Annotated in this window: 27 protein-coding genes and 1 tRNA gene; 12 read left to right on the plus strand and 16 right to left on the minus strand. The window is 57.8% G+C overall.

Annotation, left to right across the window (positions count from 1 at the left end; all coding sequences use genetic code 11):
* The first annotated feature begins 14 nt into the window (after nt 1-14).
* Nucleotides 15-161, plus strand: a complete 147-nt coding sequence (locus AB1A64_RS21755) for a nucleotide-binding domain containing protein (RefSeq protein WP_366554226.1) — start codon at nt 15-17, stop codon at nt 159-161.
* Nucleotides 158-799: a 3-oxo-tetronate 4-phosphate decarboxylase gene (otnC, locus tag AB1A64_RS21760; protein WP_366554182.1), complete on the plus strand. Its 642-nt coding sequence runs from the start codon at nt 158-160 to the stop codon at nt 797-799. The genes AB1A64_RS21755 and otnC overlap by 4 nt, the downstream gene beginning before the upstream one ends.
* Nucleotides 800-1,029: 230 nt before the next feature.
* Here otnC and AB1A64_RS21765 read toward each other — a convergent pair whose 3' ends face one another.
* From AB1A64_RS21765 to AB1A64_RS21785, 5 genes are all read right to left on the minus strand, one after another.
* Nucleotides 1,030-2,580 (minus strand): polyamine aminopropyltransferase, encoded by a 1,551-nt coding sequence (locus tag AB1A64_RS21765; RefSeq protein ID WP_366554184.1) that lies wholly within the window; start codon nt 2,578-2,580, stop codon nt 1,030-1,032.
* A 77-nt stretch (nt 2,581-2,657) separates the two neighbouring features.
* Nucleotides 2,658-3,245 carry a hypothetical protein gene (locus tag AB1A64_RS21770; protein WP_366554186.1) on the minus strand — a complete coding sequence of 196 codons (588 nt, stop codon included), beginning with the start codon at nt 3,243-3,245 and terminating at the stop codon, nt 2,658-2,660.
* Nucleotides 3,246-3,274: 29 nt separating this feature from the next.
* The gene (locus AB1A64_RS21775) at nt 3,275-4,510 is read right to left on the minus strand and encodes a GNAT family N-acetyltransferase (RefSeq protein WP_366554188.1); all 1,236 of its coding nucleotides are present in this window, start codon (nt 4,508-4,510) and stop codon (nt 3,275-3,277) included.
* A 64-nt stretch (nt 4,511-4,574) separates the two neighbouring features.
* Complete coding sequence (gene speD, locus AB1A64_RS21780) at nt 4,575-4,964, minus strand: adenosylmethionine decarboxylase (RefSeq protein ID WP_366554228.1); 390 nt, start codon at nt 4,962-4,964, stop codon at nt 4,575-4,577.
* Between the two features lie 227 nt (nt 4,965-5,191).
* Nucleotides 5,192-6,400, minus strand: coding sequence for a tRNA-dihydrouridine synthase (locus AB1A64_RS21785; protein ID WP_366554190.1), 1,209 nt, complete (start codon nt 6,398-6,400; stop codon nt 5,192-5,194).
* Nucleotides 6,401-6,500: 100 nt separating this feature from the next.
* Here AB1A64_RS21785 and AB1A64_RS21790 point away from each other — a divergent pair, with 100 nt between their 5' ends.
* The 5 genes from AB1A64_RS21790 (at nt 6,501) to glp (ending at nt 12,552) form a co-directional block, all read left to right on the plus strand.
* A complete protein-coding gene (locus AB1A64_RS21790; RefSeq protein WP_366554192.1) occupies nt 6,501-7,409 on the plus strand; it encodes a LysR substrate-binding domain-containing protein in 909 nt (302 codons plus the stop codon).
* A gap of 155 nt (nt 7,410-7,564) precedes the next feature.
* Entirely contained in the window at nt 7,565-8,617 is a 1,053-nt protein-coding gene (gene nadA, locus AB1A64_RS21795; protein ID WP_366554194.1) for a quinolinate synthase NadA, read from the plus strand.
* 8 nt (nt 8,618-8,625) lie between these two features.
* Nucleotides 8,626-10,191, plus strand: coding sequence for an L-aspartate oxidase (locus AB1A64_RS21800; protein WP_366554196.1), 1,566 nt, complete (start codon nt 8,626-8,628; stop codon nt 10,189-10,191).
* Nucleotides 10,188-11,036: a carboxylating nicotinate-nucleotide diphosphorylase gene (gene nadC, locus AB1A64_RS21805; protein ID WP_366554198.1), complete on the plus strand. Its 849-nt coding sequence runs from the start codon at nt 10,188-10,190 to the stop codon at nt 11,034-11,036. Before AB1A64_RS21800 ends, nadC begins: the two co-directional genes overlap by 4 nt.
* A 271-nt stretch (nt 11,037-11,307) precedes the next feature.
* Nucleotides 11,308-12,552 carry a gephyrin-like molybdotransferase Glp gene (gene glp, locus AB1A64_RS21810; RefSeq protein WP_366554200.1) on the plus strand — a complete coding sequence of 415 codons (1,245 nt, stop codon included), beginning with the start codon at nt 11,308-11,310 and terminating at the stop codon, nt 12,550-12,552.
* 14 nt (nt 12,553-12,566) lie between these two features.
* Here glp and AB1A64_RS21815 read toward each other — a convergent pair whose 3' ends face one another.
* From AB1A64_RS21815 to AB1A64_RS21850, 8 genes are all read right to left on the minus strand, one after another.
* Complete coding sequence (locus tag AB1A64_RS21815) at nt 12,567-13,085, minus strand: GNAT family N-acetyltransferase (protein WP_366554202.1); 519 nt, start codon at nt 13,083-13,085, stop codon at nt 12,567-12,569.
* Nucleotides 13,082-13,636: a helix-turn-helix domain-containing protein gene (locus tag AB1A64_RS21820; RefSeq protein WP_366554204.1), complete on the minus strand. Its 555-nt coding sequence runs from the start codon at nt 13,634-13,636 to the stop codon at nt 13,082-13,084. Before AB1A64_RS21820 ends, AB1A64_RS21815 begins: the two co-directional genes overlap by 4 nt.
* Nucleotides 13,637-13,755: 119 nt before the next feature.
* Nucleotides 13,756-14,772 carry a Fe(3+) ABC transporter substrate-binding protein gene (locus AB1A64_RS21825; protein ID WP_366554205.1) on the minus strand — a complete coding sequence of 339 codons (1,017 nt, stop codon included), beginning with the start codon at nt 14,770-14,772 and terminating at the stop codon, nt 13,756-13,758.
* 142 nt (nt 14,773-14,914) lie between these two features.
* Nucleotides 14,915-15,358 carry a hypothetical protein gene (locus AB1A64_RS21830; protein ID WP_366554207.1) on the minus strand — a complete coding sequence of 148 codons (444 nt, stop codon included), beginning with the start codon at nt 15,356-15,358 and terminating at the stop codon, nt 14,915-14,917.
* A 149-nt stretch (nt 15,359-15,507) separates the two neighbouring features.
* Complete coding sequence (locus AB1A64_RS21835; protein WP_366554209.1) at nt 15,508-16,026, minus strand: hypothetical protein; 519 nt, start codon at nt 16,024-16,026, stop codon at nt 15,508-15,510.
* Nucleotides 16,016-16,393, minus strand: coding sequence for a hypothetical protein (locus AB1A64_RS21840; RefSeq protein ID WP_170352011.1), 378 nt, complete (start codon nt 16,391-16,393; stop codon nt 16,016-16,018). Before AB1A64_RS21840 ends, AB1A64_RS21835 begins: the two co-directional genes overlap by 11 nt.
* A 183-nt stretch (nt 16,394-16,576) precedes the next feature.
* The gene (gene ykgO / locus AB1A64_RS21845; RefSeq protein ID WP_008755722.1) at nt 16,577-16,702 is read right to left on the minus strand and encodes a type B 50S ribosomal protein L36; all 126 of its coding nucleotides are present in this window, start codon (nt 16,700-16,702) and stop codon (nt 16,577-16,579) included.
* Between the two features lie 91 nt (nt 16,703-16,793).
* Nucleotides 16,794-16,868, minus strand: a tRNA-Val gene (locus AB1A64_RS21850).
* A gap of 148 nt (nt 16,869-17,016) precedes the next feature.
* On the opposite strand from AB1A64_RS21850, the gene AB1A64_RS21855 reads away from it, so the two are divergent.
* Nucleotides 17,017-17,877 carry an N-formylglutamate amidohydrolase gene (locus AB1A64_RS21855; protein WP_366554212.1) on the plus strand — a complete coding sequence of 287 codons (861 nt, stop codon included), beginning with the start codon at nt 17,017-17,019 and terminating at the stop codon, nt 17,875-17,877.
* A 2-nt stretch (nt 17,878-17,879) separates the two neighbouring features.
* Here the strand turns inward: AB1A64_RS21855 and AB1A64_RS21860 are convergent, their stop codons facing one another.
* Nucleotides 17,880-19,133 (minus strand): DNA polymerase IV, encoded by a 1,254-nt coding sequence (locus AB1A64_RS21860; protein WP_366554214.1) that lies wholly within the window; start codon nt 19,131-19,133, stop codon nt 17,880-17,882.
* Nucleotides 19,134-19,491: 358 nt separating this feature from the next.
* Nucleotides 19,492-20,196: an orotidine-5'-phosphate decarboxylase gene (gene pyrF / locus AB1A64_RS21865; RefSeq protein WP_366554216.1), complete on the minus strand. Its 705-nt coding sequence runs from the start codon at nt 20,194-20,196 to the stop codon at nt 19,492-19,494.
* Between the two features lie 150 nt (nt 20,197-20,346).
* On the opposite strand from pyrF, the gene AB1A64_RS21870 reads away from it, so the two are divergent.
* Both AB1A64_RS21870 and clpB read left to right on the plus strand, forming a co-directional pair.
* Nucleotides 20,347-20,667, plus strand: a complete 321-nt coding sequence (locus tag AB1A64_RS21870; protein WP_170361983.1) for a hypothetical protein — start codon at nt 20,347-20,349, stop codon at nt 20,665-20,667.
* A 129-nt stretch (nt 20,668-20,796) separates the two neighbouring features.
* Nucleotides 20,797-23,415: an ATP-dependent chaperone ClpB gene (gene clpB / locus AB1A64_RS21875; protein ID WP_366554218.1), complete on the plus strand. Its 2,619-nt coding sequence runs from the start codon at nt 20,797-20,799 to the stop codon at nt 23,413-23,415.
* 46 nt (nt 23,416-23,461) lie between these two features.
* Here clpB and AB1A64_RS21880 read toward each other — a convergent pair whose 3' ends face one another.
* Nucleotides 23,462-24,391 (minus strand): alpha/beta hydrolase, encoded by a 930-nt coding sequence (locus tag AB1A64_RS21880; protein ID WP_366554220.1) that lies wholly within the window; start codon nt 24,389-24,391, stop codon nt 23,462-23,464.
* Between the two features lie 282 nt (nt 24,392-24,673).
* Between AB1A64_RS21880 and msrP the strand changes: the two genes are divergently transcribed.
* Nucleotides 24,674-25,576: a protein-methionine-sulfoxide reductase catalytic subunit MsrP gene (msrP, locus tag AB1A64_RS21885; RefSeq protein ID WP_366554222.1), complete on the plus strand. Its 903-nt coding sequence runs from the start codon at nt 24,674-24,676 to the stop codon at nt 25,574-25,576.
* 4 nt (nt 25,577-25,580) lie between these two features.
* Nucleotides 25,581-26,195, plus strand: a complete 615-nt coding sequence (gene msrQ, locus AB1A64_RS21890) for a protein-methionine-sulfoxide reductase heme-binding subunit MsrQ (RefSeq protein WP_366554224.1) — start codon at nt 25,581-25,583, stop codon at nt 26,193-26,195.
* The last annotated feature ends 317 nt before the right edge of the window (nt 26,196-26,512 follow it).

Genomic DNA, 26,512 nt, shown 5'->3' on the forward strand with positions numbered 1-26,512 from the left:
TGGGGTCTCCAGCCATGTCAATTGGGCCAGAGATCGACCCGGGCGTGCCAGTCCTGAGCGTTGGAAAAACTGAACCCATTGCGCTGGCTCTAAAGTCTGGAAACTTCGGCGCTCCGGACTTTTTCGCAAAAGCGCTGAGAATGATGGAGGCAGTCAAATGAGTTCTGAAGAACTGGCGCTGCGACGGCAGATGTCAGAGCTGTGTGCCTCGCTGTTTGCGCGTGGCTTTTCCGTCGGCACAGCGGGCAATGTCTCTGCCCGTCTACACGACGGCATCCTTATGACACCCACCAACTCGACCCTGGGCGATATCGACCCCGAGCGCATTGCCAAGATTGATTTGGATGGCAACCACGTCTCCGGCGACAAGCCGACCAAGGAGGTCTTTCTGCACCAAGCCTTCTACGAGACGCGGCCAGAAGCTGGTGCAGTGGTGCATCTACATTCGACCTGGGCCACCGCACTGTCGTGTTTGGAAGACACCGATCCCAATGACTGTATTCCACCGCTGACACCATACGTGGTGATGCGCGTCGGCACGGTCAAACTGGTTCCATACGTCAAGCCGGGCGACCCGAAATCCGGTGATTTGATCCGTGAACTGGGCGGCAATTATAGTGCTGTTCTGCTAGCCAACCATGGCCCTGTCGTCTCGGGAAAGGATCTGTTCTCAGCTGTCTGTGCTGCAGAAGAGTTGGAAGAAACAGCCAAGCTGCTAGTGGCTTTGCGCGGTTTGCCAACCCGGTTGCTGGATGTAGCTCAAGTCGCAGAACTCAAAGAGACTTTCGGAAGGATTTAATCCGGCACCGAAAAGGGGAGTGTGCAAACTTTTGGGCAAATCGCGCAAAGTTATGCGCAAATATCGCGCGGAATTATGGGCAAACTTCAAGGATTTTCTTCAATGAAATCTAAGCCGGTAATGCAGCGTTATGAGAGCACCTACATCTCTGACGATGCAGACCTTTTTCGACAGTGTCCGCTTGTTAGACCTGATCTGAGAGGTGGGCGACGCTCAGTTTTCGTCCAGGCTCAATAGCCGGACACGTCGCGCGCGTATTCCTGGTAGATGCCGGGGTCAAAGATGGAATTCACTGCAAGCTCGCGTCTGGGCAACATGTCGCTGGGAAATACCTGCGCGGCCAAAAAAACCTCAGGCGTTATAAACCTCAGACCCTCGGGCAGATCCCCCAGCGTAGACGTGGCTTCATTGGTCGCAAGGTTGTAACCCCAAACCCCGAAAGAAGGGATCGACATCTGATAGTTCACCACCTGCGGGAACATCTCGGACAGGGTTTCCGATATCGTCCAATAGGTATGGGGCGAAAAGAAAGGTGAGCTGCTTTGCGTCATCAGAACGCCGTTTTGGGACATAATATCCTGAACCATGGCGTAGAACTCGACCGAATAAAGCTTTGACAGCGCCTCGCTATGCGGGTCGGGAAAGTCGATGATGATCCGGTCATAGGTCTGATCGGTGGATTTGACATAGTTGAAGGCGTCGGTGTTGTGAACGCTTAGTATGGATGCCTCCATACTGTTGTCATTCAGACGTGCGACGGGGGCCAGATTGCGCCCCAGGTCGGTCATCGCTGGGTCAAGATCTACCAGATCAATACGCTCAACGCTGGGGTGCTTCAAAATCTCGCGCACGGCCAGCCCATCGCCACCGCCCAACACCAGAACCGACTTTGGGGTGCTGTCCCCCCAGGACAAGGCGGGGTGGACCAACGCCTCGTGATAGCGGTATTCGTCGGTTTCAGCGAATTGCAGATGGCCATCAATGTACAGGCGCACGTCGTTTTTTTGCCAAGTATTGGTAACGACCAACGATTGATATTGCGACTGTTTGCGCCAGACGATGCGATCAAAATACAGATGATCCTGCGCAAATGCAGTGATGCGCCCGGCCACAAGGGTCAGGGCGAACAACAAAACTATGGTGCCAATGGCACAGGCCAGCATCCGTTTGGGCGCATCCAGTTGGTCGCGCAGACACAGGACGCTGAGCAGGCCAACCATGGCGTTGGTCAGGCCGATGGCGAAAGACGATGTGATCAACCCAAGCGACGGCAGCAACAGGATGGGAAACAGAACCGATCCCCCAAGCGCGCCGATATAATCCAGCGACAGCACATCTGCGATGGATTCCCGCGTTGTTTTGCTTTCCGACAAAACCCGCATCAGCAGCGGTATTTCCAACCCGACCAGAAATCCGATGGCCGAGATGAAGGTGAACATACCCACTGTGTAAAACCAGGGCGCATAAGGAAAAAGCAAGAAAAGTGATATGCTGCACAGGCCGCCTATCAGTGCCAGAATCAGTTCAACCCAGATGAACGTTTGGATCAGATTGCCGTGGAAAAAACGGGACACGTAGGACCCCACGCCCATGGCAAACATGAAAAACCCGATCGTAAGTGAGAATTGGTAGACCGAGTTTCCAAGCAGATAGCTGGACACCGTACCGATGATCAATTCGTAGACAATGCCACAAAGGGCAACAACAAGGATTGCGCCAAGAAGAACCATCGCCTGCCGCCGGGGCAGCGCAGTATAACGCAGTGTCAGAGTATCAGTCATTTCAAAATCCGAAAACGGGAAGACCCAGCACTGTTAACGCGCCGGGTCTGAGTGGGGTTTGGTGTGGTCGCGGCGTCTTATTTACCGGCGCGCAAACCGCCCGAGCGGGAGCTGCGCGGGGCCGAGTAGCTGTTGCGCGGCGTCACAGACCGGTTGTTGAAGCTGGACGCGGTGATACCGGCCGAGCGTTGGCGGCTGATCAGATTGCCGATCAGAGCCCCCGCCAGGAAACCTGCCCCCGAGAACCGCAAGCCCGCGGATTGGCCGGTGGTGTCGGTGGCGATCAGGCGGTTGTTGGCCTCGTCAATCTCGATGGTGAAAATCTCACCCTCGCTCGAGTCGCGGGTGCCGTTTGCGTTCGGATCGACAAAGCCCGAAAATTTGGCGTCGGACAGAACCTCCATGCCTAGCGGTTCGTCGTAAAAGCGCGGGTCCGAGTTCATGACCTGAGCCAGGTATCCGGTGAACTCATCCACCTGCTCGTCAGATGCTTCGGCGATGCTGTTGGCTTCCAGATATTCCTGATACTGGTTGATCGCGAATTCGGTCCGGTCCAGAACCTGCCCGAGATCGGCGGTTTGCTCGGACTTCGAGCTAAAAAACATCGAATAGGCCACAAAGCCCACAACGCCAACAATGGCTATCGTTTTAATGTTTCCAAACATAACTTCTCCTATTCATTTGAGATTGTGATTCAGGTTTCGCCAAGATTGCTGCTCCACCAGACCTGATGCAGGTCTTTGCCGTAGAACTCTTTGAGCTCGCCGCATTTTTTCAGGCCATGGGCCTGCAGGTCTGTTGCGTTGGCGTTGGACAGGTCGGATGGGATGGCCAGAACGGCCATGCGATAACTTTGCGCGCGCGCCAACGAAAGCTGTTGATCCAGCCCGCTCAGCCCGGTGCTGGTTTCGCACCAGCGCAGGCCGGCAACGTCGTCAGTTTCGGCGGCTTTGTGAATGTCGGTGAAGCTCAGGCCAGTGGTTGGTGATGGTTCTGCCGCCTGTATTTCGGGCGCTTCGGGGTTGTCCAATCCATAGATGATCTTGGCTTCGCGTGGGCCGTGATACCCGGGTACCGTCAGTTCGACTTCGGCCCCGAATTCCTCATACAATTTATGCGCCGCGGCATAGAGCTTTTTGCCAAACTCTTCATAGTCGCTGGTTTCGATGAATATCTTGCGGACATGCATCTGTGCCAGTTTGCCAAGCAAGTCGTTCAGCATCTGGCTTCCCAGCCCCTTGCCCGCATGAGCCTGGTCCAGATAAGTCCAGGACAGCCAGGCAATATCCGGCGCATCTTCGTCGAGGCAGTAGCCTATCAGCCCCAGCACCTCGCCCCGGTCCTGCAGGACGAACATGTTGTCCGTTCCTTCATGCACGAACTTGTTTTCGGCTTCGTCGGCGTCATCTTCGTCGGTCTGGGCGATGATTTGGACAGCCGGGGAAACATGCAGCCATTCCATAGGTTTTAGTGTTGGCCCCTTTGAGCCGAACAGGGCGCTAAACATGGCGAGTCCTCCTCCGATCAAGGCTGATGTGATATGGGTGAAAACGGCGATCTGAGGGCGCAGAAACAGAAACTCGGCCATAAGAACAAGGACGATTAGCACCAGCATCCAGCGGCGCCGTCCCGGTGTGCTTGTGGCAATCACGCCATAGGAAACCAGCCCATAGGCGACACTTGACAGCCCCACAAAGCCAGGTCCGGCCAATGCAAATTCTGTTGCCGTTCCGGCAACGGCGCAAAGAATAACAAGCCCTGCGGTTCGGGCGCTGCCCAAGTGCGGTTCGCTGAGGTTGCCACCCACAAGGATCAGAAGGCAATTGAGCGTCAGATGGTTCAGATTGCCATGCCGGATTGAATACAACAGATGATCGGGCAGCGTCACAATGGGCCCGGAATGCCGAACCGGACCCCACAGCGCATACACGACTATTGCGCATAGTATGAGACATATCGTGACCGGGCATCTGCGCAGTTCCGTCATCCGCCCTTTAGCAGCCCGCCACCGCCAGACGGTGTCTGCTCTGTTCGATCAGACCGCGTCGTATGGATTGCACGTCGACGCGCTGGGGGCGGAAATAGGACTTCAAGACCTCTAAGCTGCGCTGCGGTTCTGCGTCACCGCACATAAAGATATCGATGGCGGCATATCCGTGTTCGGGCCAGGTGTGGATCGAGATGTGCGACTCGGCCAAGAGAGCCATGCCTGTGAAACCTGCCCGTTGTCCGAAATCGCGCATGTTGATCCCAAGAACCTGAGCATTGGCAGCAATTGCCGCGCGTCTCAGGGCCTCTTCTGCTGGGGAAGGATCGTAAAGTGCGCTTGCATCGAAAAAATCTGCTATAAGGTGTAGGCCCAGAGAAGATGAGAACCCATCCATATGAAATCGAAACCTCAAATCTAAATATTCTGTATCCTGACTATCCCTCTGATCATGGTAGTCAATCTCAACTCAGGTTTATCTGAATTGGCGTGTTGGGTTGTGGTAAAAAAACACAACTCATGAGGGATTTCTCTTAAAATGGAATCTAGACCGCGATTGGTCCGACTGTGGTGCTGGCGCGGTGCTTTTGAGCGCGATTTCATATAACCAGCTGATCGGCTGTCTCAGGTTTGCTTTGACCTGGAATTAAACCGGTTCTGCCAGATCTTTGCGCGCTGTGCGTCGCGGTTTTCGTATTCGGTGATGGCCTGGGTAATATCGCGATCCACCGATCCTTCCTGATCCGCCCCGATATCCGTCATGCGCATGGTATACCACGCGGTCATCCCTCCGGGTGGAAGGGTGGTGAAGCGGGGGATGGGGGCCTCGTGTTGTCGCGCCTGCCACGTCCGCGGCAAAGCGGGATCAAGAACAAGACCCCGCGCGATACCCACCGCATCAACATCCCCCGCCATAATCGCGGCTTCTGCCTCTTCACGGCGCTTGAATCCTCCGGTGGCCATAAGCGGGATCGCGGTTAAACCGCGCGCCGCACGAACGAAGTCAAGGAAATAGGGGCCTTTGGACGTACGATCGGAACTGGACGGAGCGCCCGGGAAATAAGTTCCGCCGCTGATGTCCAATAGATCAACACCTTTCCCTTCCAGCCCTGCAACCACCTTCAGCGCGTCTTGTTCTGTAAGGCCGCCGTCCAGATGATCAGTGGCGTTGAGTTTGACGGCAACAGTAAAGCTGCGGGGAACTTCGGCGCGAACGGCCTCGACCGTTTCGATCAGCAGGCGCATCCGCGCGTGGATTGCACCGCCATAGCCATCAGTGCGCCGGTTGAAGAGGGGAGAGAGAAACTGGCTCAAAAGAAACCCATGCGCGGCATGGATCTGGACGCCCCCAAATCCAAGTTTGGATGCAAGATGGGCAGTGCGGGTAAATTGATCCGGGATGGCTCTGATCTCGGACAAAGACATGGCTTCGCTGCGAAATTCTGGGAAGTCGATGGCGCTTGGGCCTCTGGGCTGGCTGATCGGTAGATGCGCCAACGCCCCGGCATGGCCGAGTTGTAACCAAAGCTGCGCGCCGTCGGTCGACCCGCGCCGGGCAAGATGGCTAAAGGCCGCCATGTCGGCGTGTTCATCAAGCACCAGATTGCCCGGCTTTTCAGGGAAATGAGGGTCACCCTGCACCTCGCCGATAATTGACGCGGCCACACCCCCTGTTGCCCAACGTTCATACAGACGCATCTGTGCATCGGTTGGGTTGCCCTGACCGTCGGCCAGTGAATCCGACATGGCCGATTTGATGATCCTGTGCTTCAAAACACGCCCGTTCGGCAGTGTAAGCGGAGTGAAGAGGGAGATATTCGAGGTGGCGGGCAAGGTGGTTATCCTTGGTATTTGATCTCCACCTTAGATAATTTGGACAATCTCTTTTGATAATGTAGGGATTGAGATTAGTTTCTGATAGTTTTTGGATCAAATGACACAAAAGGCTGAACTGGAAATCCTTCTGGCCGTGGTCGATCACGGCAGTTTCTCGGCTGCGGCCCGCGCGTTGGGATACACCCCGTCTGCCGTGGGCAAGCGGGTGTATCAGCTAGAGCAGAGGTTGCGGGTGCCGCTTCTTATCCGCTCGACCCGGCGCATGACATTGACCAAAGCGGGACAGCGATATGTAGAGGAGGCGCGCGAAATTCTCGCCCGCCTGACGGCACTGGAAGAGGATATTGCCGATGGTGCCGACAGCCTGCATGGCACGATCCGCCTGACAAGTTCGGCGGCTTTTGGTCAACGACACGTGGTCCCTCTGATCATTGAATTCATGGATCTCAACCCCGAGGTTGAGATTGACATGCTGTTGACGGACAAGGTTGTTGATCTGGTCGGAGAAGGTTTTGATATCGCGATCCGCAGCGGCGTCTTACCGGACTCATCTCTGGTGTCGCGGAAGCTGATGAACAATCGGCGGATACCATGCGCAGCACCCACCTATCTTGAGCGGCATGGCGCTCCGCAGCAACCACAAGAGTTGACCGCGCATAAATGTCTGCGCCTGGGTCCGGAAAAACAGCTGTCGGATTGGGGATTCACGGGAGCAGCGGGTCCCATATCACGTCTTGGGCCGGGGTTTTCATGTAACAGCCTCGAAGCGCTCCATGCGGCGTGCTGCGCCGGGCACGGCATTGCTTGGCTGCCGGAGTTTCTTGTCTCGAATGACTTGCGCACTGGTCGTTTGACCTCGGTCTTGAACGATCATGCTGAACCGAATGCCGGTGGTGGGGTCTTTATTATGCGCCCGGAAATGCCATTTTTACCGCGGCGCGTGCGGGCCTTGATCGACTTTGTGGCTGACCATTTTTCGAGCAAGATCAGCCCCCGAGATGCTTGAGGTGCTGGCCGAGAAGGTCTGTTGCGCCTGAATTGATAAGATAGTTCCGCCAGAGCTGGGAATATTGGAACATTCTTCTGTTAACAGTGGTGGTAAATCCACGATAAACCCCATATTAAGTGCGTCACGAATCCATCAGGCAGAAAAACAGTCCCGTGTTCGACCTACCGGCGCAGCGTGCGCATCTCTCCGAAAAATATGATCTGACCCCATCGCCCGAGCTTGCCGCAAGCATGAGCGATATCTATGACCGCATGTCCCGCGTGGTCTCGCCCGTCGATTGGGCGATCTATGCGCCCTATGTCAAGGCGATCAACGACCTGAAGGTCCAGCGCAATGCGGTCATTCTGGGCCATAACTACATGACGCCTGAGATTTACCATGGCATTTCGGATTTCGGCGGCGACAGCCTGCAACTGGCGATCAAAGCGACCGAGGTCGAGGCAGATGTGATTGTGCAATGCGGTGTGCATTTCATGGCCGAGACATCCAAGATCCTTAGCCCGGACAAGACGGTCCTGATGCCGGATATGGAGGCGGGATGCTCGCTGGCGGAATCGATCACCGCCGAAGGGATCGAGGAAATGCGCCGCCGGTATCCAGGTGCGCCAGTTGTGTCTTATGTGAACACTACCGCCGAGGTCAAAGCGGCGTCAGATATTTGTTGTACCTCGTCGAATGCCGCCCAGATTGTTGCGGCGCAAGACAGCCACACGGTCATCATGACGCCGGATCAGTATCTGGCGCAGAACGTGGCACGCGATGTGCCGCAGAAAAATGTGGTCTGGTGGGAAGGGTCGTGCATCGTACACGAACAATACAGCCCGCAGGACTTGCGCGATTTCCGGGAATGGAACCCGGGCACCCGCCTGATCGCACACCCCGAATGCCCACCAGACGTTGTGGCCGAGGCTGATTTCTCGGGCTCCACCAGCGGCATCATCAAATATGTCACTGACGAAAAACCGGAAAAGGCGCTGCTGATAACCGAATGTTCGATGGCGTCGAATATTGCGGATTCACTGCCCGAGGTCGAGTTCGTAGGTCCCTGCAATATGTGCCCCTACATGAAGAAGATCACGTTGGAAAAAGTGCTGTTCGCGCTTGATACCATGACCGGGCAGGTCGAGGTTGACGCCGAAGTGGCGGACAAGGCCCGCCTGTCGGTGCAACGCATGATCGACTTGTCACGCCAGCTGGGTATTTGATCCGCGACATGCAAAGCGTTGAGACGCCGCGAGTGGTCATTATCGGGGCCGGATTGGCGGCAGTCTATGCGGCCCTGAAGCTGGCCCCTTGCCCGGTGGTGATGATTTCGCCTGAACCGCTGGGATCGGGTGCAAGCTCGGCCTGGGCACAAGGCGGTGTTGCCGCTGCCATGGCGCGAACGGACAGCCCCGAAGCCCATGCAGACGACACCATGCGCGCCGGGGCCGGGTCGGTCCTGCGCGAGGTGGCCGAGTTCGTCACAAATGCCGCGCCGGAACATATTTATGATCTGTCCGACTTGGGCACCGGGTTTGACCGCACTGCCGATGGTGGGTTCGTGCAATCGCGCGAGGCCGCGCATTCCGCTGCCCGCGTGGTGCGCGTCAAGGGTGATCAAGCCGGGTCCGAGATTATGCGCGCCCTGATCGAGGAAGTGCGTCGAACGCCATCGATTCAAGTGATCGAAGGCGCGCAGGCTGTCGGGCTGGAAAGCGACGGAAGGCAAGTGACCGGCGTTTACCTGACCCGCGCCGATGCCGCCGATGCGCCGCCGATATTGCTGTGCGGATCAGCGCATGTTCTGGCCACGGGGGGGTCCTCGGGCCTTTATGCCCAAACCACCAATCCTGCACGTATCCGCGGACAGGGGATCGGCATGGCGGCCCGTGCGGGTGCGCGCATAGCAGATGCCGAATTCGTGCAGTTCCACCCCACCGCCATCGACGTGGGCGAAGACCCGACGCCACTGGCAACCGAGGCGCTTCGTGGCGACGGTGCTGTCCTGATCGACAACGCCGGCCACCGGTTTATGCCTGATATCCATCCCGACGCTGAACTGGCCCCTCGCGACACGGTCGCGCGCGCCGTTTACCTGCAGGCGCAGGCGGGCAAATACCCGGCATTGGACACGCGCCAAGCCATCGGGGCCGAGATGGCCACGCAATTCCCCTCCGTCACCGAGGCCTGCCTGCGCAATGGTGTCGATCCTGCGACCGACCCCATCCCCGTGACCGCATCGGCGCATTATCACATGGGCGGGGTTGAGACCGATCTGGCTGGGCGCAGCTCACTGATTGGGCTGTGGGTGTGTGGCGAGGCGGCCTCGACCGGGTTGCATGGGGCGAACCGGCTGGCGTCGAACGGGTTGCTTGAGGCGTTGGTTTTTGCCCGCTCTTGCGCGCGCGACATTGCAACTGTTGTGAGCGCGCAGGACGCGGCTGAGGTGGACATTTGTTTTACCACCGGTGGTGAGCCGATCAATGAACGGGACGTGGCGGCCCTGCGCGAAACCATGACCGAACATGTGGGTGTGGTGCGCGATGGTACCGGCCTGCGCCAAGCGTTGACGAAAATCGCGACGTTGGAAGCCCGGCATGCGGGCTCTGATCTGTTTCTTAACATGACCGCCACCGCCACCCTGATCGCGGCTGCCGCGCTGTCGCGCGAAGAAAGTCGCGGTGCCCATTCCCGATCCGATTTCCCCGATCTTACCCCCGGCCCCGGCCAACGCTCGGCCCTGACGCTGAGCGAGGCGCTGGCCCTGCGGGACCGCATTGCAAAGGACACAGTATGAAATACCCGGCCTTGCCCGACTTGATCCTTGAACCGATGGTACGGTCCGCGTTGATGGAGGATCTGGGAGCCAATGGTGATATCACCACCCTGACCGTGATCCCTGCGGAAGCCACTTATTCTGCCCGGCTGAACGCGCGCGAGGACGCGGTTGTCTCGGGTATGCAGGTGGCGGCGCTGGCGTTCCGTCTGGTTGACCCGATGCTGCGCGTCACCACCCACATCGCCGACGGCCAACGCTGCACAAAAGGCGATACATTGATGGAAATTGAGGGCAGCGCCGCTTCGATCCTGTCGGGTGAGCGGGTGGCGCTGAACTATGCCGGGCGCATGGCCGGGGTGGCGACCGCGACGGCGGCGCTGGTGGCCGAGACCAAAGACACCAAGGCACGCATCACTTGTACCCGTAAGACCACGCCCGGCCTACGCATTGTGGAAAAACAGGCGGTTCTGCATGGTGGCGGGTTCAATCACCGCTTTTCCCTGTCAGATGCGATCCTGATCAAGGACAACCACATCGCCGCGGCCGGTGGGGTACGCGCCGTGCTCGAGGCCACCAAGGCCCGCGCCTCGCACATGATGAAGGTCGAGATCGAAGTGGACACGCTGGACCAACTGGCCGAAGTGCTGGAGGTCGGCGGCGCCGATGTGGTGTTGCTGGACAACATGCCGCCCGAGATGCTGAAACAGGCGGTGGCTCTGGTCGACGGCCGGATCGTGACTGAGGCATCGGGCAACATCAGCCGCGACACCGTGGCCGCAGTGGCGGCAACCGGCGTGGATTACATTTCATCCGGGGCGCTGACTCATTCTTATCGCACCATCGATATCGGGCTGGATTTCTAAATCTACGCAAACCCTCTCGCGGATGGGGGACGCTTCGGTGCCATCCCCTCTGGCCGCCCGCGAACAGTGATCGTGACCTATGTCAATGACGGCTCTGCGCCAGTGTTGTTCATTGGGGGCATATCGCTGGCCGGGCTGTGCAATTCTGATTGCCGTGTTCCTGGACAGTTTGGGGGTGTGATGGCTGTCGACGGCCCAAGCTCCAACTAAGAAAAAGCCCACGTTGAAATCGCTGGGTTGGAAAAGGTGTTTGACCGGTTGGAGGGCTCAAATGGCTGATGGATGTGGTTGCGACCAGCACGCTCAGATGTATCTGACGGTGACAGAGGCTTTGGCCCGCGGACTGGCCGTTGCCGACCCGGTTGCCGAGACCGAAACCGTGTCGCTGATCGATGCGACGGGCCGGGTGTTGGCCGAGGATTGCACCAGCAAGGTGGACATGCCCACCTTCGACAATTCCGCCATGGATGGCTATGCCGTCCGCACGGCTGATCTGGGCAAAGGTCCCGTGTTCACCCTGCCGGTCGCGGGACGTGTCGCCGCCGGGGACAGCGGTGCCCATGATGTACCAGCAGGTGCAGTTTTGCGCATTTTCACCGGCGCCCCGGTGCCCACCGATTTCGACGCCGTGCTGATGCAGGAGGATTGCGAGGCCACCACCGGCGGCATCCGATTTACCCGCCGTCCGAAACCTGGCCAACATATCCGCCGCGCGGGGGAGGATTTGAAGGCCGGTGCCCCGATCCTGCGGCAGGGGCGTGAGATCACCGCGCGCGAAGCTGCGGCACTGGCTTCGGCCGGGTATGGCGATGTGAAGGTATTCCGCAAGCTGAAGGTCACACTCTTTTCCACCGGTAATGAGCTGCAACAACCAGGTGAACCGCTTGGTCCAGGCCAGATTTACAACTCGAACCGCTATATGCTGCGTGCTTTGCTGAATAAGCCGTGGATCGATCTGCTGGATATAGGCCCGGTCGCAGATGACCCCGAGCGGTTGGAGCAGGTTTTGCGGCAGGCCTGCGACAGCGCAGATCTGATTGTCACAACGGGTGGTGTTTCGGTGGGCGATGAAGATCACATGCCGCGCCTGTTTGAAGCCATTGGCGGCCAGATTGACGTGATGAAGGTGGCCATGAAACCGGGTAAGCCGATCATGTTCGGTCGGCGCGGCGATGCGCTCTATGTCGGGCTGCCGGGCAATCCGGTTTCGGCCTTTGTGACATGGCAGATCATCGGGTCGCACATGATGGCGCGTCGGGCTGGTCTGCGTCATACGCCGCCAACCCTGGAACAGGCGGTTCTGGCAGAACCACTGCAGCGCCACGCAGGCCGTCAGGAATACCGTCCGATCATGATCGACGGCACGACGACCGAAGGTGTTCCACGACTGCGTTTGATGGCACCTTCATTTAGCGGCCGGGTTGCGATGCTGGCGCAGGCGGATGGTCTTGCAGTCATCCCCGCGGAAACCGAAACGCTGCCACAGGGCCATAAGTTGCCATTTCTTCGTTTTTGAAACAGATGCCCGGATCACCTTAGATTCTTGTACATATAGGTCGTGGGTTCTAGCCGGTCCTCGAATGGGTTGCGGCAATAGTCCGGAATCTCTCCGGCGATCTGAAAGCCTAGGCTTTGATACAGGATGCGCGACGGGTCCGTACTGCGTGTGTCGAGCACCAGCAAGGTTCGGCCCAGTTGGTTCGCCCGGTCCTGAAGCGCCGCCATCAAGACCCGCCCCAAACCCTGGCGTCTGGCGTTGGGGTGAACCAGCAGTTTGGCCACATCGGCCCGGTGTGGCTGGTTGGGCATTGCCGCCGGGATCAATTGCACCGTGCCCAGAATGCGTTCGTTTTCGCGGGCGACGAACAGGTCCAGCGCGCCCGCCTGCATGTCGCGCCGCACCCGGTCCTGCCAATAGGCGCGGGCCTGATCCGGTGAGAAGGGCAGGATGAACCCGATGCTGGCCCCGTCCTGTACACAGGCGTGCAGGATATCGGTCAGGTCGTCCAACGCGGCGTCAAAGCTGCTTTCGTCGATGCGCGAAATCATATCAGCACCAATAGGTACCGTGCCCCACGTGTGGGCGCTGTTTCAAACCGGGTCGCGCCCGAAAGGTGATAGCGCAGGCAATCGCCGCCATTCAAATCATGGGCGACGCCGTCCACGGTCAATTTCAGCGCGCCATCCAGCATGATCAGGTGATGTTCTTGCCCAGGCTTTGGTGGCGCATCGTATGTGATCACTGTATCGGGGGGCAGATGACCTTCCAGCACCTCTCCGCTAAGGCCGGAGGCGGGCGGAGATACCGAGCGGCGTGTGAATCCGGTTTCCGGGTCGCGCCATTCGGGTTGCCGTTCGAACGGTACGCGGGGGTCGAAACTGTCTTCGACCATCATCAGCAGACGGGACATCGGCAGGCCATAAGCTGCACAGAGCCGCCCCAGTGTTTCAGCGGTCGGGCTGACATCGCCCTTTTCCATCCGCGAAAGCGTGGCGCGACTGATCCCGCTGTGTTCGGCCAGGTGTTCCAATGACCACCCATGGCTACGGCGCAGTTCGTTCAGACGGTTGGCAAGACGGTTCGAGAGATCATCCAGCATGTTCATATACGAGAATAGTTTTCATTATTGAGATTATTTCCTGAAAATAATTAAGGTGCAACAGAAAAGGGCGCAGAAATTTCTGCGCCCTTCAGAGAGATCAGGTTTCGTGGGCAGGATTATTTCCAGCCAGCCTCGTTGAAGATTTTCTGCGCCTCGGGAAGGTTCTTGGCAACCTCGGACAGGTTCACCTCATCTGCCTTGAACTCACCCAGTGACTTGACCGATTCCGCAAGTGCGACGCCTTTCACCGCCGGAAACTCGTCATTGCCGGCCGAGAAATATTGCTGGGCCGAGTCGCTGGCCAAGTATTCCAGGAACAGGATTGCGTTGTCTTTATTCGGTGCATTCGCGGCAACACCGGCCCCGGACAGGTTCATGTGCGCACCGGTGCTGTCGTGGTTAGGAAACACCCAGCCGATTGAATCGATGTCCGACGAAACGCCTTTGACATCTTTGCGGATGGCGCGGGCAAAGTAGTACGTATTCGACACGGCGATATCACATTCGCCCGAAACGATGCCACGCAGCTGGTCGGTGTCGCCGCCCTGCGGATCACGCGCCATGTTAGCGACGATGCCTTCGGCCCACGCTTTTGCGGCCTCGGGGCCTTCGTGGGTGATGATCGATGCCAGAAGCGTCTGGTTATATGTGTTGCTGGACGAACGGATGCAGACCAAACCTTTGTATTCTGGTTTCGCCAGATCGGCGTAGGTGGCCGGTGGGTTGGCTACGTTTTCCTTGTCGAAAAAGATAATGCGGCCACGTTGCGAAAAGCCGAACCATTGGTTGTCATTGTCCTGCAGATTGGCGGGGATACGGTCCTCGAGAACGGCGCTGTCAACCGATTGCAGGATGCCCGCGTCTTTGGCCCGCGCCAGACGCGAGGTGTCTACGGTCAACAGGATGTCCGCGGGCGAGTTGGCGCCTTCGGCTTCCATCCGTGCAATCAGTTCGTCGGCCTTGCCTTCGATGCGGTTGATGGTGATGCCGGTCGCCTTTTCGAAATCAGAATAAAGACGTTCGTCGGTGTCGTAGTGGCGTGAAGAGTAAAGGTTCAGTTCGCCTTCGGCGGCGGCAGAGGTTGCAATCAAAGCTGTCAGAGCGGCGGCAACGCAGGTAGAGGATTTCAGCATCATTTGTCCCAACATTGAAAATCGTGACGGGTATTAACCCGACTGATTTGGTCAATTAAACGATTCTGAGGGGGATGCAAGGAAATCCGACAAATTTAGTTGGTCAAAACGTCGCTCGCCTTTCCTGCTGCGCACGCTGCTGTCAGGATCGACGCTGTCTGTTCTGTTTTCCTTCCGGTTGCGGTGGTGCGGGTGACGGCGCCGGCTCAGTTTCCGGATCGTCGCTGAGTACCGGTTCCTTGGTCAGCATGGCCTGAGTTACAGCTTCCATGTATTTTTGCAGCATGACCGGCGGATCGGCCGGTGCGAGTTTGATGGTCAACCTGCTTGCACCTTCCTGACTATAGGCATAGCGCGAGGAATAGCTGGCGTTGACCTGGGCCGCCACGGGCCCCCAGCCGCCTTTCACTGAAGCGCTGCCTGATTTTTCGGTCTGTTTGGTCATCGAGATCGCCATTTTGACCTCTATCTCGGCCTCCTGCACCGCATAGAATGCAGGGAGGAATCCCATCGACACTAGGCTGAATTCTTTGGCGGGGCCGTCGGGATTGGAGAGATCGGGAAGCAGGATTTTCTGATCGGTCATGTATTTGGCCATATCAGTTGAGTGACGATCCAATTCGCTTTGTGACTCAGCGACCGAAAGTGCCAGCTTTTGAACCATTTCTGCAAAGGGAACGTTCAGCAGTTCTTGCCCGATACTCATTGTTCAAACTCCTTTTGAAAAATTTGTGTTCACTCGATGATTTGCGTTTTTGACCGCCTTCGGACCGAAAACGTAACTTTCGATGCGTTCTGGCTAACCGCCTGTTTCTTGGCGTTGGTTGCGATCTGTGCCTTATTGCCATCTTGGCCCAGCCCGACCACGGCCTCGACCTTTACATTGTCGATGGTAAACTCGCTGCTTCCGTCTGAACCGGCGAGAATCTGTTCGCCCAGTGCCTGTGAAAATTCCTGAGCGTCGACAACCTGAGTGTCTTCGTCGCCCGAATTCATTTCTGACCGACCCTGGGCCAACGGGTTTGTTACCGGAGACCCCGCGCCCATCAGCATGCCGCCGCCGCCGCCTTCTTCCAGATCGTCAATCCGATTCTGCAGGTCCGAGATTGTTTGAAGCAAAGTGGTCTCGCGCTGCTCCATTGCGGTAAGACGGTCAGCAAGTGACTGCAACAGTGTCGCAAAGGCTTCGGGCAATTCGGTGACGCGTACATCAATAGGTGGCCTCTTGGGGGCCTTAACTGTCTTACGTGCCATCGGTGTCCTCTGGTGACCTGTTGTCATCTACTGGGCCCGGAGCAAAGCGCATGCGCATGGTCGATGCGCTTTTGGTGTCGACCGTATCGGTCTGGGTCAACTTCGGTCCCATGAAGATCGAGATGATTGCAGGCCGCTTGCCTTCTTCCGTCTTAGTGCTCATCTCCATTACGACTTTCAATTCCACATCGACATCCTGCATGTGATAGAAAACCGGTGGGATGCCCATGTCGCGAAGCTCCTGCGGGTAGTTCTTCAGGGCGTTCAACTGGTCGAGGCTTAGTTGCTCGGCGGCTTGCGCCACGCTCCTGCCAATATCCGCGACCATATCGGTCAGGGTCGTTCCGAGTATTTCACCGTCGGCCAAGTTGACCTCCCGTCATCGAAAATCCGGAGAACGTTAACACGAGAACGCTCTATCACAACGCGAAATATCAAAATCAAACTTGCCAAGCCCCTTACGGGGCTGAGCGCAGGCAAGAAACGCATAGTTGGAAAACAAAAAACCGCGCTCGAAGGCGCGGTTTCTTTAAGTGGTTATGTGCAGTTCTCAGCCCTGACGAGCTTTGAACTTGCGCTGCGTCTTGTTGATCACGTAGACGCGGCCTTTGCGACGCACAATACGGCAATCACGGTGCCGGTTCTTGAGCGAGCGGAGCGAGTTCTTGACCTTCATTGGTCTGTCTCCAATCTGCGGCGCCTTCATCAAGGACGTGGCCAGCGCCTGGGTTCATCGGGTGCCCCGGAAACCCGGAACAGTGAAATCATGGTGGGCGGTACAAGGATCGAACTTGTGACCCCTTCGATGTCAACGAAGTGCTCTACCGCTGAGCTAACCGCCCACGTCCCGTTGCGTTGTCCTACCCCATAACGAAATGGGGCGCGGAACCCCGCGCCGGTAGCGGGGTCTATAAAAGGAGTCGCAAAGGGGTTCAAGGGGTTTGGTAGAACTATTTTCCGGTCTATGTTCAATGCGAACAAGGAGTCACCATGCCGAACGCCCCCTATGTATTGGACATGCCCGCCAGACGCACGTCATGCGTGGTATTTTCTTCTCCACATAGTGGTCGGAGTTATCCCGAAACGCTGTTGAACCGCACGGTTCTAAGCGAAAATGTGATTCGATCCTCGGAAGATGCCTTTGTAGATCAGCTGTTTTCTGCGGCGGCTGACTTTGGCGCACCGTTGATCTCGGCAGTGTTGCCACGGGCGTATCTGGATCTGAACCGCAGTGCCGAGGAGCTGGATCCGGCACTGATCCAAGGGGCGCGACGTTCCGGGCATAACCCCCGGGTGGCATCCGGGTTGGGGGTGATTCCCCGCGTGGTGGCCAATGGGCGTGCGATCTATCGCGGCAAGCTAACAATGGATGAGGCGCGCCTGCGCATCGACACCTGTTGGCGGCCCTATCATGCACGTCTCAAATCCTTGTTGGCCGAATCGCTCGACGCCTTCGGTCAGGCGATCCTGATCGATTGCCACTCGATGCCGCATGAGGCGGTCGCCATGGCCTGCAACGCTAAATCCAAGCGGCCAGATGTGGTGCTGGGGGACAGGTTTGGCGCGTCAGCCTCGATCGAGGTTGTGGATCGGATCGAAGCAGCCTTTGTGTCCGCTGGGCTGAACGTGGCACGCAACGCGCCCTTCGCCGGGGCGTATGTGACCCAGACCTATGGCCGCCCCGCCCGTCATCAACATGCGGTACAGATCGAAGTTGACCGGGCGCTTTATATGGACGAGGCCAACATCGTGCCGAATGAGAATTTCACTCTGTTTCAAGAGATTCTGCGCGACATCATTCAGGAAATCGCCAGCATTGGCGATGATCCGGTCCGCCTGGCGGCCGAGTAAGCTCAGCGCAGCGCGCGGCCTTTCACAATTGCATCATTGCCAAAACGGCGCCGAATCTCATCAGTGGCGCGTTCGGCCTGCGATCGCTGCGTGGCTCCGGGATCCAGCAAATCGCCCGAGATATCTGCCTGCGCCTCGGGGCACAAATCAGACAGGCCAACGCCCAGCAAGCGATATGGCCCCTGATCACCAACCTGATCGAACAGGCCGCGGGCCGTGCGATAAAGGCGGTCGGCAATTTGGGTGGCGTCGCGCAGGGACACTCGCCGCGTGATGATCTTGTGATTGGCGCGTTTGAGTTTCAGGGTGACAACCCGCCCGGCCAACCCTTTGGCCTTGGCCCTGTCCGCCACCTTTTCGGACAGACGCCAGATGTGCCCGTCCAGAATGTCCAGGCTGGCGGTGTCTTCGAAAAAGGTTGTTTCGTTGCTGATGGATTTCATCGGCTCATGGGCCGAGACACGCCGCTTGTCCTGTCCGCGCGCCAGATGCCACAGACGGTAACCCATTGATCCGAACCGTGCGCTCAGCGCCTCTTGATCCCAGCGCAGCAAATCGGAAAAACTGCGGATACCCGCGCGATCCAGAGATTCCTGCGCGGCAGGGCCGATGCCCCAGATCAACCGCACGGGTTTGTCGTACAGGAACTCAGCCGTTTCCGCCTTTCCGATCACCGAGAATCCGCGCGGCTTGTCGAGATCCGAGGCGACCTTGGCCAGAAACTTGTTGTGCGACAGCCCGATAGAACCGGTCACGCCCAACTCATCCTTCATCCGCTGGACTAAGCGCGCCAACATAACGGCAGGCGGCGCACCATGCAGACGCTGTGTGCCGGACAGATCCATGAACGCCTCGTCCAGCGACAGCGGTTCGACCACCGGGGTCAGTTCGTCCATCATCTTGCGAATCTCGCGCGACACTTCTGCATAGACCGACATGCGCGGCTTGATCACCACCGCCTCGGGGCACAGTTGCAAGGCTTTGAACATCGGCATGGCCGACCGCACCCCGCGAATGCGCGCCACATAACAAGCGGTCGACACCACGCCGCGTTTGCCGCCGCCGATGATTACCGGCTTGTCGGCCAACTCTGGATTGTCCCGCTTTTCGACCGAAGCATAGAAGGCATCGCAATCCATATGTGCGATGGTCAGATCAAACAGCTCGGGGTGCGCCTTGATCCGCGGGCTGCCGCAAGCAGTGCAGCGCCGTTCGTCGGTCAATGTGGTCAGGCAATCTCGGCAGAGACCGGGCATGAAATCTTCCCGCCTTTCATGCGATTCAATCAGCGGTTTCCTTATACCAGCCCCAGCTGTGGCACGAAATGCCAGTGGTTGCTGAAAGCAGGGTCATGTCCGAAAGAAGACCCCCCGCGAAGTGGCGGGGGGAGGTGACGGACCTCAGGAAGAGAGGGTCCGCGGGGAGTATCACAGCCCTAGAATCGCGCAAAACCGCCAATTTCGATAGGACCGAGGTCACACATGAGAAACTCGTATTTCTCATGTGTGTTTTGGGGCACAGCGGCGATTTGGCACGGTTGGGCTGGAAAGTGACGTTAGGTCAACTGGTTGCAAGCCGTTTCTGCGCGGAAATTCGCTGATTTGGTGGCACTTGTCAGTGATGTGTCAAGGAATTTAACTCAGCAAGAACCGCCTGGGCTGCGGCTTTTGGGTCCTGTGCCTGATAGATCGGGCGGCCAACAACGATGTGATCGGCACCGTCGCTGATTGCACTGGCCGGGGTGGCCACACGTTTCTGATCGCCCAATGCTGCGCCTGCTGGTCGGACACCTGGAGTAACGATCAGACGACCTTCGGCCTGGGGCAGGGCGCGGATCAGGGCGGCCTCTTGCGGGCTGGCGATGACGCCATCGGCCCCGGCCTCTAGAGCGCGTGCCGCACGTTCAACCACCAGTTCCTGCACGTTGCCCTCTTTCAGCAGGCTGGCATCCAGATCGTCGCGGTTCAGCGAAGTCAGGATGGTCACGGCGAGGATTTTCAGGTCCTTGCCCGCGGCACCTTCTTTCGCGGCGCGTACCACATGGGGATCACCATGCACGGTCAGGAAATCCAGATCGAACTGCGCCAACCCGCGTACAGCGTTTTCCACCGTGTTGCCAATGTCGAACAGCTTCATATCCAAAAAAATGCGTTTGCCGTGATCCTGTTTCAGCTCATTAGCCAGGGCCAGCCCACCGCCGGTCAGCATACCCAGCCCGATCTTGTAGAAAGATACGGCATCGCCCAGCCGCTCGGCCATGGCCAGACCTTGCAAGGCGTTCGGAACATCAAGGGCAACGATCAGGCGGTCATCGGACATGGGGCAAGCTCCTTTTTGGCAAACGTCTGCGTCCTAACGGGTTCCGCGCCTTGTGTCCATGCAGGACCGATGTTTGATCGAAATCGCATTCCTCATTACTGAGTGTGCTATGGTCCTCCCACTACAAAGAACATTTAAGATGGGGGATTCATGAAACAGTTTGCGGGTGCGGGGTTTGTTCTGTCTTTGGTTGGCTGTCAGCAAATGCCGTTGCAGCCAGAGGCCGCAGATACGGTCATCAGATCCCCGACCAATCAGGACCTGCGCCTTGTGCGCGGCTATCGTTCGACCGACGATGATTGCCAGTTAACCGGCGAAACGGCCTTTACCGTCGACTTTCTGGATGACGCGGCTGATCTTGTGTCCTGCCCCTCAGGCAGCGATGCGGCGCAATCATTGGTCGACATGTATAATGCACGGCAAGTCGCAAAAACCGGAGGGTATACAGTCTATTCCGTACCGCGCCGTTAAGTGTGGAATCTGCGGCTTAGCCTCTTGAACCGTCAAAGATATTTCCCAGATTGAATGTGAGGCCCAAACCGACGCGTGCCGCCAAGCGGGCGCATCACATTCAGGGCGCTTGAGATAAAGGAGAATGCTATGGACTTGAACAAGTTCACCGAGCGGGCACGGGGATTCGTGCAGGCCGCGCAGACGATTGCGCTGCGTGAGGGGCACCAGAGGTTGGAGCCCACACATATTTTGAAAGCATTGATGGATGACGATCAGGGGCTGGCCAGCAACCTGATCACGCGTGCAGGCGGCGCGCCGAACCGCGTGGTCGAAGCGCTGGACGCTGCGATGGCCAAAATCCCGACGGTCAGCGGTGACGCCAGCCAGATTTACATGGACGGTCAGACTGCCAAAGTCCTGGACGAGGCCACCAAGATCGCCACCAAGGCGGGTGACAGCTTTGTGCCGGTCGAACGCGTGTTGATGGCGCTGTGCATGGTGAAATCCAAAGCCAAGGATGCTTTGGACGCTGGTGCCGTATCCGCTCAGAAACTGAATGAAGCGATCAACGACATCCGCAAGGGTCGCACTGCTGACAGCGCGTCGGCGGAAGAGGGTTATGACGCGCTCAAGAAATACGCGCGCGATCTGACCGAGGCGGCGGCTGAGGGCAAGATTGACCCGATCATCGGGCGGGATGAGGAAATCCGCCGCTCGATGCAGGTACTGTCGCGCCGGACCAAGAATAACCCGGTTCTGATCGGGGAGCCCGGCGTTGGTAAAACCGCGATTGCGGAGGGCATGGCTCTGCGCATTATCAATGGTGACGTGCCGGAGTCGCTGAAGGACAAGAAGCTGCTGGCGCTCGACATGGGTGCGCTGATCGCTGGTGCGAAATACCGCGGTGAGTTTGAAGAACGACTCAAAGCGGTTCTGACCGAGGTGACCGAGGCCGCCGGTGAAATCATCCTGTTCATCGATGAGATGCATACGCTGGTCGGTGCCGGTAAGTCCGACGGTGCGATGGATGCCGCCAACCTGATCAAGCCCGCGCTGGCCCGGGGTGAGTTGCATTGTATCGGTGCGACCACGCTGGATGAGTATCGCAAATACGTCGAAAAAGACGCGGCCCTTGCGCGCCGGTTCCAGCCCGTGATGGTCACCGAGCCGACGGTTGAGGACACGATCAGCATTCTGCGCGGTATTAAAGAGAAGTATGAGCTGCACCACGGTGTGCGCATCTCGGACTCGGCGCTGGTATCGGCGGCGACCCTGTCGCATCGCTATATCACCGACCGGTTCCTGCCTGACAAAGCCATCGATTTGGTCGACGAAGCGGCGTCGCGCCTGCGGATGGAGGTAGACTCCAAGCCAGAAGAACTGGATCAGCTGGATCGCCAGATCCTGCAGATGCAGATCGAGGAAGAGGCGCTGAAGCTCGAAGATGACGCAGCCTCCAAGGATCGTCTGGAAACCTTGCAAAAGGACCTGGCGGATCTGCAGGAGAAATCCGCCGAGATGACCGCCCAATGGCAGGCCGAACGCGATAAGCTGGCTGGCGCGCGGGATTTGAAAGAACAGCTCGACAAAGCGCGGGCCGATCTGGAGATCGCCAAGCGTGAAGGCAATCTGGCCAAAGCCGGGGAGCTGTCCTATGGCGTCATACCCGAACTTGAGAAAAAGCTGACCGAGGCCGAAAACGCCGAAAGCAACGCCATGATGGCCGAGGAAACGGTGCGTCCGGAACAGATCGCTTCGGTGGTCGAACGCTGGACTGGTATTCCGACCTCGAAAATGCTGGAAGGTGAGCGCGAGAAGCTGCTGCGGATGGAAGATGAACTGCATTCGCGTGTCATTGGTCAGGATGCAGCGGTGACTGCCGTGGCCAACGCAGTGCGCCGTGCGCGTGCGGGTCTGAATGACGAGAACCGGCCGCTGGGCTCATTCCTGTTCCTCGGGCCGACTGGTGTCGGTAAGACCGAATTGACCAAGGCCGTGGCGAACTTCCTGTTCGACGACGACAATGCGATGGTGCGCATCGACATGTCCGAGTTCATGGAGAAACACGCGGTGGCTCGTCTGATCGGTGCCCCTCCGGGCTATGTTGGCTATGACGAAGGTGGCGTTTTGACCGAAGCTGTGCGGCGCCGGCCCTATCAGGTCGTGCTGTTTGACGAGGTCGAAAAGGCGCACCCGGATGTGTTCAACGTTCTGTTGCAGGTTCTGGATGACGGTGTTCTGACCGATGGTCAGGGTCGCACCGTGGACTTCAAGCAGACGCTGATCATTCTGACGTCGAACCTCGGCTCTCAGGCGCTCAGCCAGTTGCCCGAAGGTGCGGACAGCGCGCAAGCGCGGCGTGATGTGATGGATGCGGTCCGGGCACATTTCCGGCCGGAATTCCTGAACCGTCTGGACGAAACGATCATCTTTGACCGGCTCAAGCGGGCCGATATGGATGGCATCGTCGATATCCAGATGGCGCGCCTGCAAAAACGTCTGGCCGCTCGCAAGATCGAGCTGGCCTTGGACGATGGCGCCAAGGAATGGCTGGCCAATGAAGGCTATGACCCGGTCTTCGGTGCGCGTCCGCTGAAGCGGGTGATCCAGCGCGCCTTGCAGAACCTATTGGCTGAGGCACTGCTGGCCGGTGAAATCAAGGATGGCGAGACCGTCCCGGTGACCGCTGGGGCCGAAGGTCTGATCATCGGTGACAGGCTGGGCACGTCAGACAGGCCCCGTCCGGACGATGCCGTAGTGCATTGATCTGAGATTTGAATCCAGAAAGACCCGCCAAACCGGCGGGTCTTTTTTACGCCTTGGCAAAATGCCCATCCAGAAATGCGGCGATTTCCGTCAGCGAGGCATCGGCTTCGGGTATCTCCGGGTAAAACTCGAACACGTGCCACATGCCTTCCCATACGCGCAGGGTGCAATCGGCACCGGCCTGTCGCAGCAGGCGATCCAGACGCACGCAACCGCTCAACAAATGATCGCGGGTTCCCGAAGTCAGAAAGACGGGAGGAAAGGTTGCGTCGAAGGGGCCGTAAATCGGGGACACATCGGGGGTCGTCAGGTCGACCTCTTTGCCAACATAACAGGCACGGAAAAAGTCAATTTCGGACTGATTCAGAAACGGGTCGCGATCCGCCAGCCCACTGTCTCCAGGGTTCAGCAGATCGACAAAAGGCGATAGAAGGGCCAGTGCCTTTGGCAATGGAACGCCGTTTACGCGCAACCTGTGGACCGCGGCCAATGCAAGATTGCCCCCGGCAGATTCGCCACAAAGGCAGGCACCGGGCGTTTCAGCAAGTACAGATGAGATGACTGTGGTGCAGGCATCAAGGGCCGCCGGGTATGGTGCTTCGGGGGCCAGGGGATAGTCCGGCGCAATCACCACCGCGCCGGTTTTCGCGGCCAGCCAGGCAGAAATTGGCAGATCCTCAAACGGGCTGCCAAGGGTAAAGCCGCCGCCGAACAGATAGACCAACCTGCGGCCAGGGCGCGGTTCGGCAGGCGTGATAACCAAACAGCGCACACCGCCAATTGTTTCATCGGACAGTGTAACGCCGGACATTTCTACGGCTGCGGTACAACTGTCTGCGTAATCCTCTCGCAACATAGCCCGCATTTCGGGCAGAGGTTGCGTTAGATCCCGAATTGCGGACTGTTCGGCATAAGATGCGGCCTTGGCGCTGATTGCGGCGGGGACGGGAATGGGTTTGTTTTTTTTGTGGTTCATACCAGTGATTTCGCAATGTCAGCAGGCGCAAGGGACCTAGTGGGTGCCGGCATGCTTTGACGGGTCCCCGAAGAACACCGCGTTAGGCCTGTCGTTCCATTGCAAAGCCTGCATGTTCGGGGCCAGAATTGCAAAGTTTAGCTTGGTTGGCGATGTCGTGAAATCCGCGCCGATAGGCCACAACGTTACAATCTCGTCGCTCAATCGTGACGCTCATTACCTTGGCACTGTGCTATCAGCGGTCTACCTCATACCCGAGGTGTTTTGACAACGGAGACATACATGGCGCATCGCTGGACCAATACATTGACACATGCGGACGTCACCCCGAGGGCGGCGTTTTTGAACCGGCGTCAGGTTATGGCCGGGCTGGCAGGTGTCGGACTGGCGGGGATGGCGCGCGGTGCCGCGGCACAAGAGGCGTTGGAGCCGAACACTTGGGAAGAGATCACGTCGTATAACAACTTCTATGAATTCGGGACCGGCAAGGATGATCCTGCCAAATACGCCGGGGCGCTGACCACCGAACCGTGGAGTGTCAAGATCGACGGTCTGGTCGACAATCCGGGCGACTATGACTTCAAGGACATCCTGTCTGAGATGACGGTCGAAGAACGCATCTATCGTTTCCGCTGTGTCGAGGCCTGGTCGATGGTGATTCCGTGGAACGGGTTCGAACTGGCTGATCTGCTGAACATGGCAGGTGTTCAGGAAGGGGCCAAATACGTGGCCTTTGAAACCGCCTTGATCCCTGATGAGATGCCGGGCGTGCGTTATCCGATTCTGGAGTGGCCTTACCGCGAGGGTCTGCGCTTGGATGAGGCGATGCACCCGCTTACCATCATGGCGACGGGTATTTATGACCGCCCGATTCCAAACCAGAACGGTGCGCCGCTGCGTTTGGTGGTGCCGTGGAAATACGGCTTCAAGTCGATCAAGTCGATCGTACGGATCACCCTGACAGAGGAAGAGCCACCCACCAGCTGGAACATGTCGGCCCCACGTGAGTATGGCTTCTATAGTAATGTGAACCCGAACGTGAACCATCCGCGCTGGTCGCAAGCCTCGGAACGTGAGATCGGCGGCGGGCTTTTTGCCAAGCGTATCCCGACCCTGATGTTCAACGGTTATGAGGACGAGGTCGCAGGGCTGTACGAAGGCATGGATCTTTCGCAATACTATTAAGTCTATGCAGCGGGTGAATCAGATAATACGCCGTATTCCCGTCTGGGCGGTGTACCTGATCGGGGCGCTTCCGGCGCCCTGGCTGTTTTATCAGGGACTGACAGGCGGCCTTGGCGTGAACCCGATCGAAGCGTTGGAGCATCAATACGGAGAGCTGGCGTTACAGCTTCTGATCGGTGTGCTGGCGATTTCTCCGCTGCGGCGATTCCTTAGCCTGAATCTGCTGAAATTCCGCCGCGCCCTCGGGGTTCTTACCTTTGCGTATGTCACGCTGCATCTGTTGGTGTGGCTTGTGTTGGATGTACAGGTGCCCGGCCAGATTTGGGCGGATATCGTTAAACGCCCTTATATAACGGTCGGCATGGCAGCTTTTGTCCTGATGCTGCCGCTGGCGGTGACGTCGAACAATCTGTCAGTGCGGAAATTGGGCCCGCGTTGGCGCAGCTTGCAACGCCTGGTCTTTCCGGCGGCGATTCTGGGCGGGCTGCATTATGTCATGTTGGCCAAGGGCTTTCAGATTGAACCGCTGGTCTATCTGTCTGCAATCGTCGGCCTGTTGATGCTGCGTTTGCCGATATCCGGTGTGCTGAATCGGTCGCGTCAGGCCGATTCCACCTGACTCGGCGCCGAGTCTGTGGGTAACCCTGTGCAAAAGCCGAGATTCGGGGTGAGACGCACTGCACATCTTAGTTTTTGCCGATCAATATCTTTAATAAGTAATTGAATAATATGGTGAAAATATAGTTTCTCGGTTTTTTGCAAGTTTGTTGAATTTTCCACTTGCGGCTATTGGAGGTAAACCTTAGAACCCCCTTCACCGGCGCTGCTGAGGCGGTGCTGACGGGTCGGAGAGACGGCCTGACGGACTGGAAAGACGGTTGAGACGCTCAGGATAGACTGGGGGCATCTTAGGGAAGTTGTTAGGCGGGCGCGCTG

The organism is Ruegeria sp. ANG10 (genome assembly GCF_040705255.1).
Lineage (GTDB): Bacteria > Pseudomonadota > Alphaproteobacteria > Rhodobacterales > Rhodobacteraceae > Ruegeria.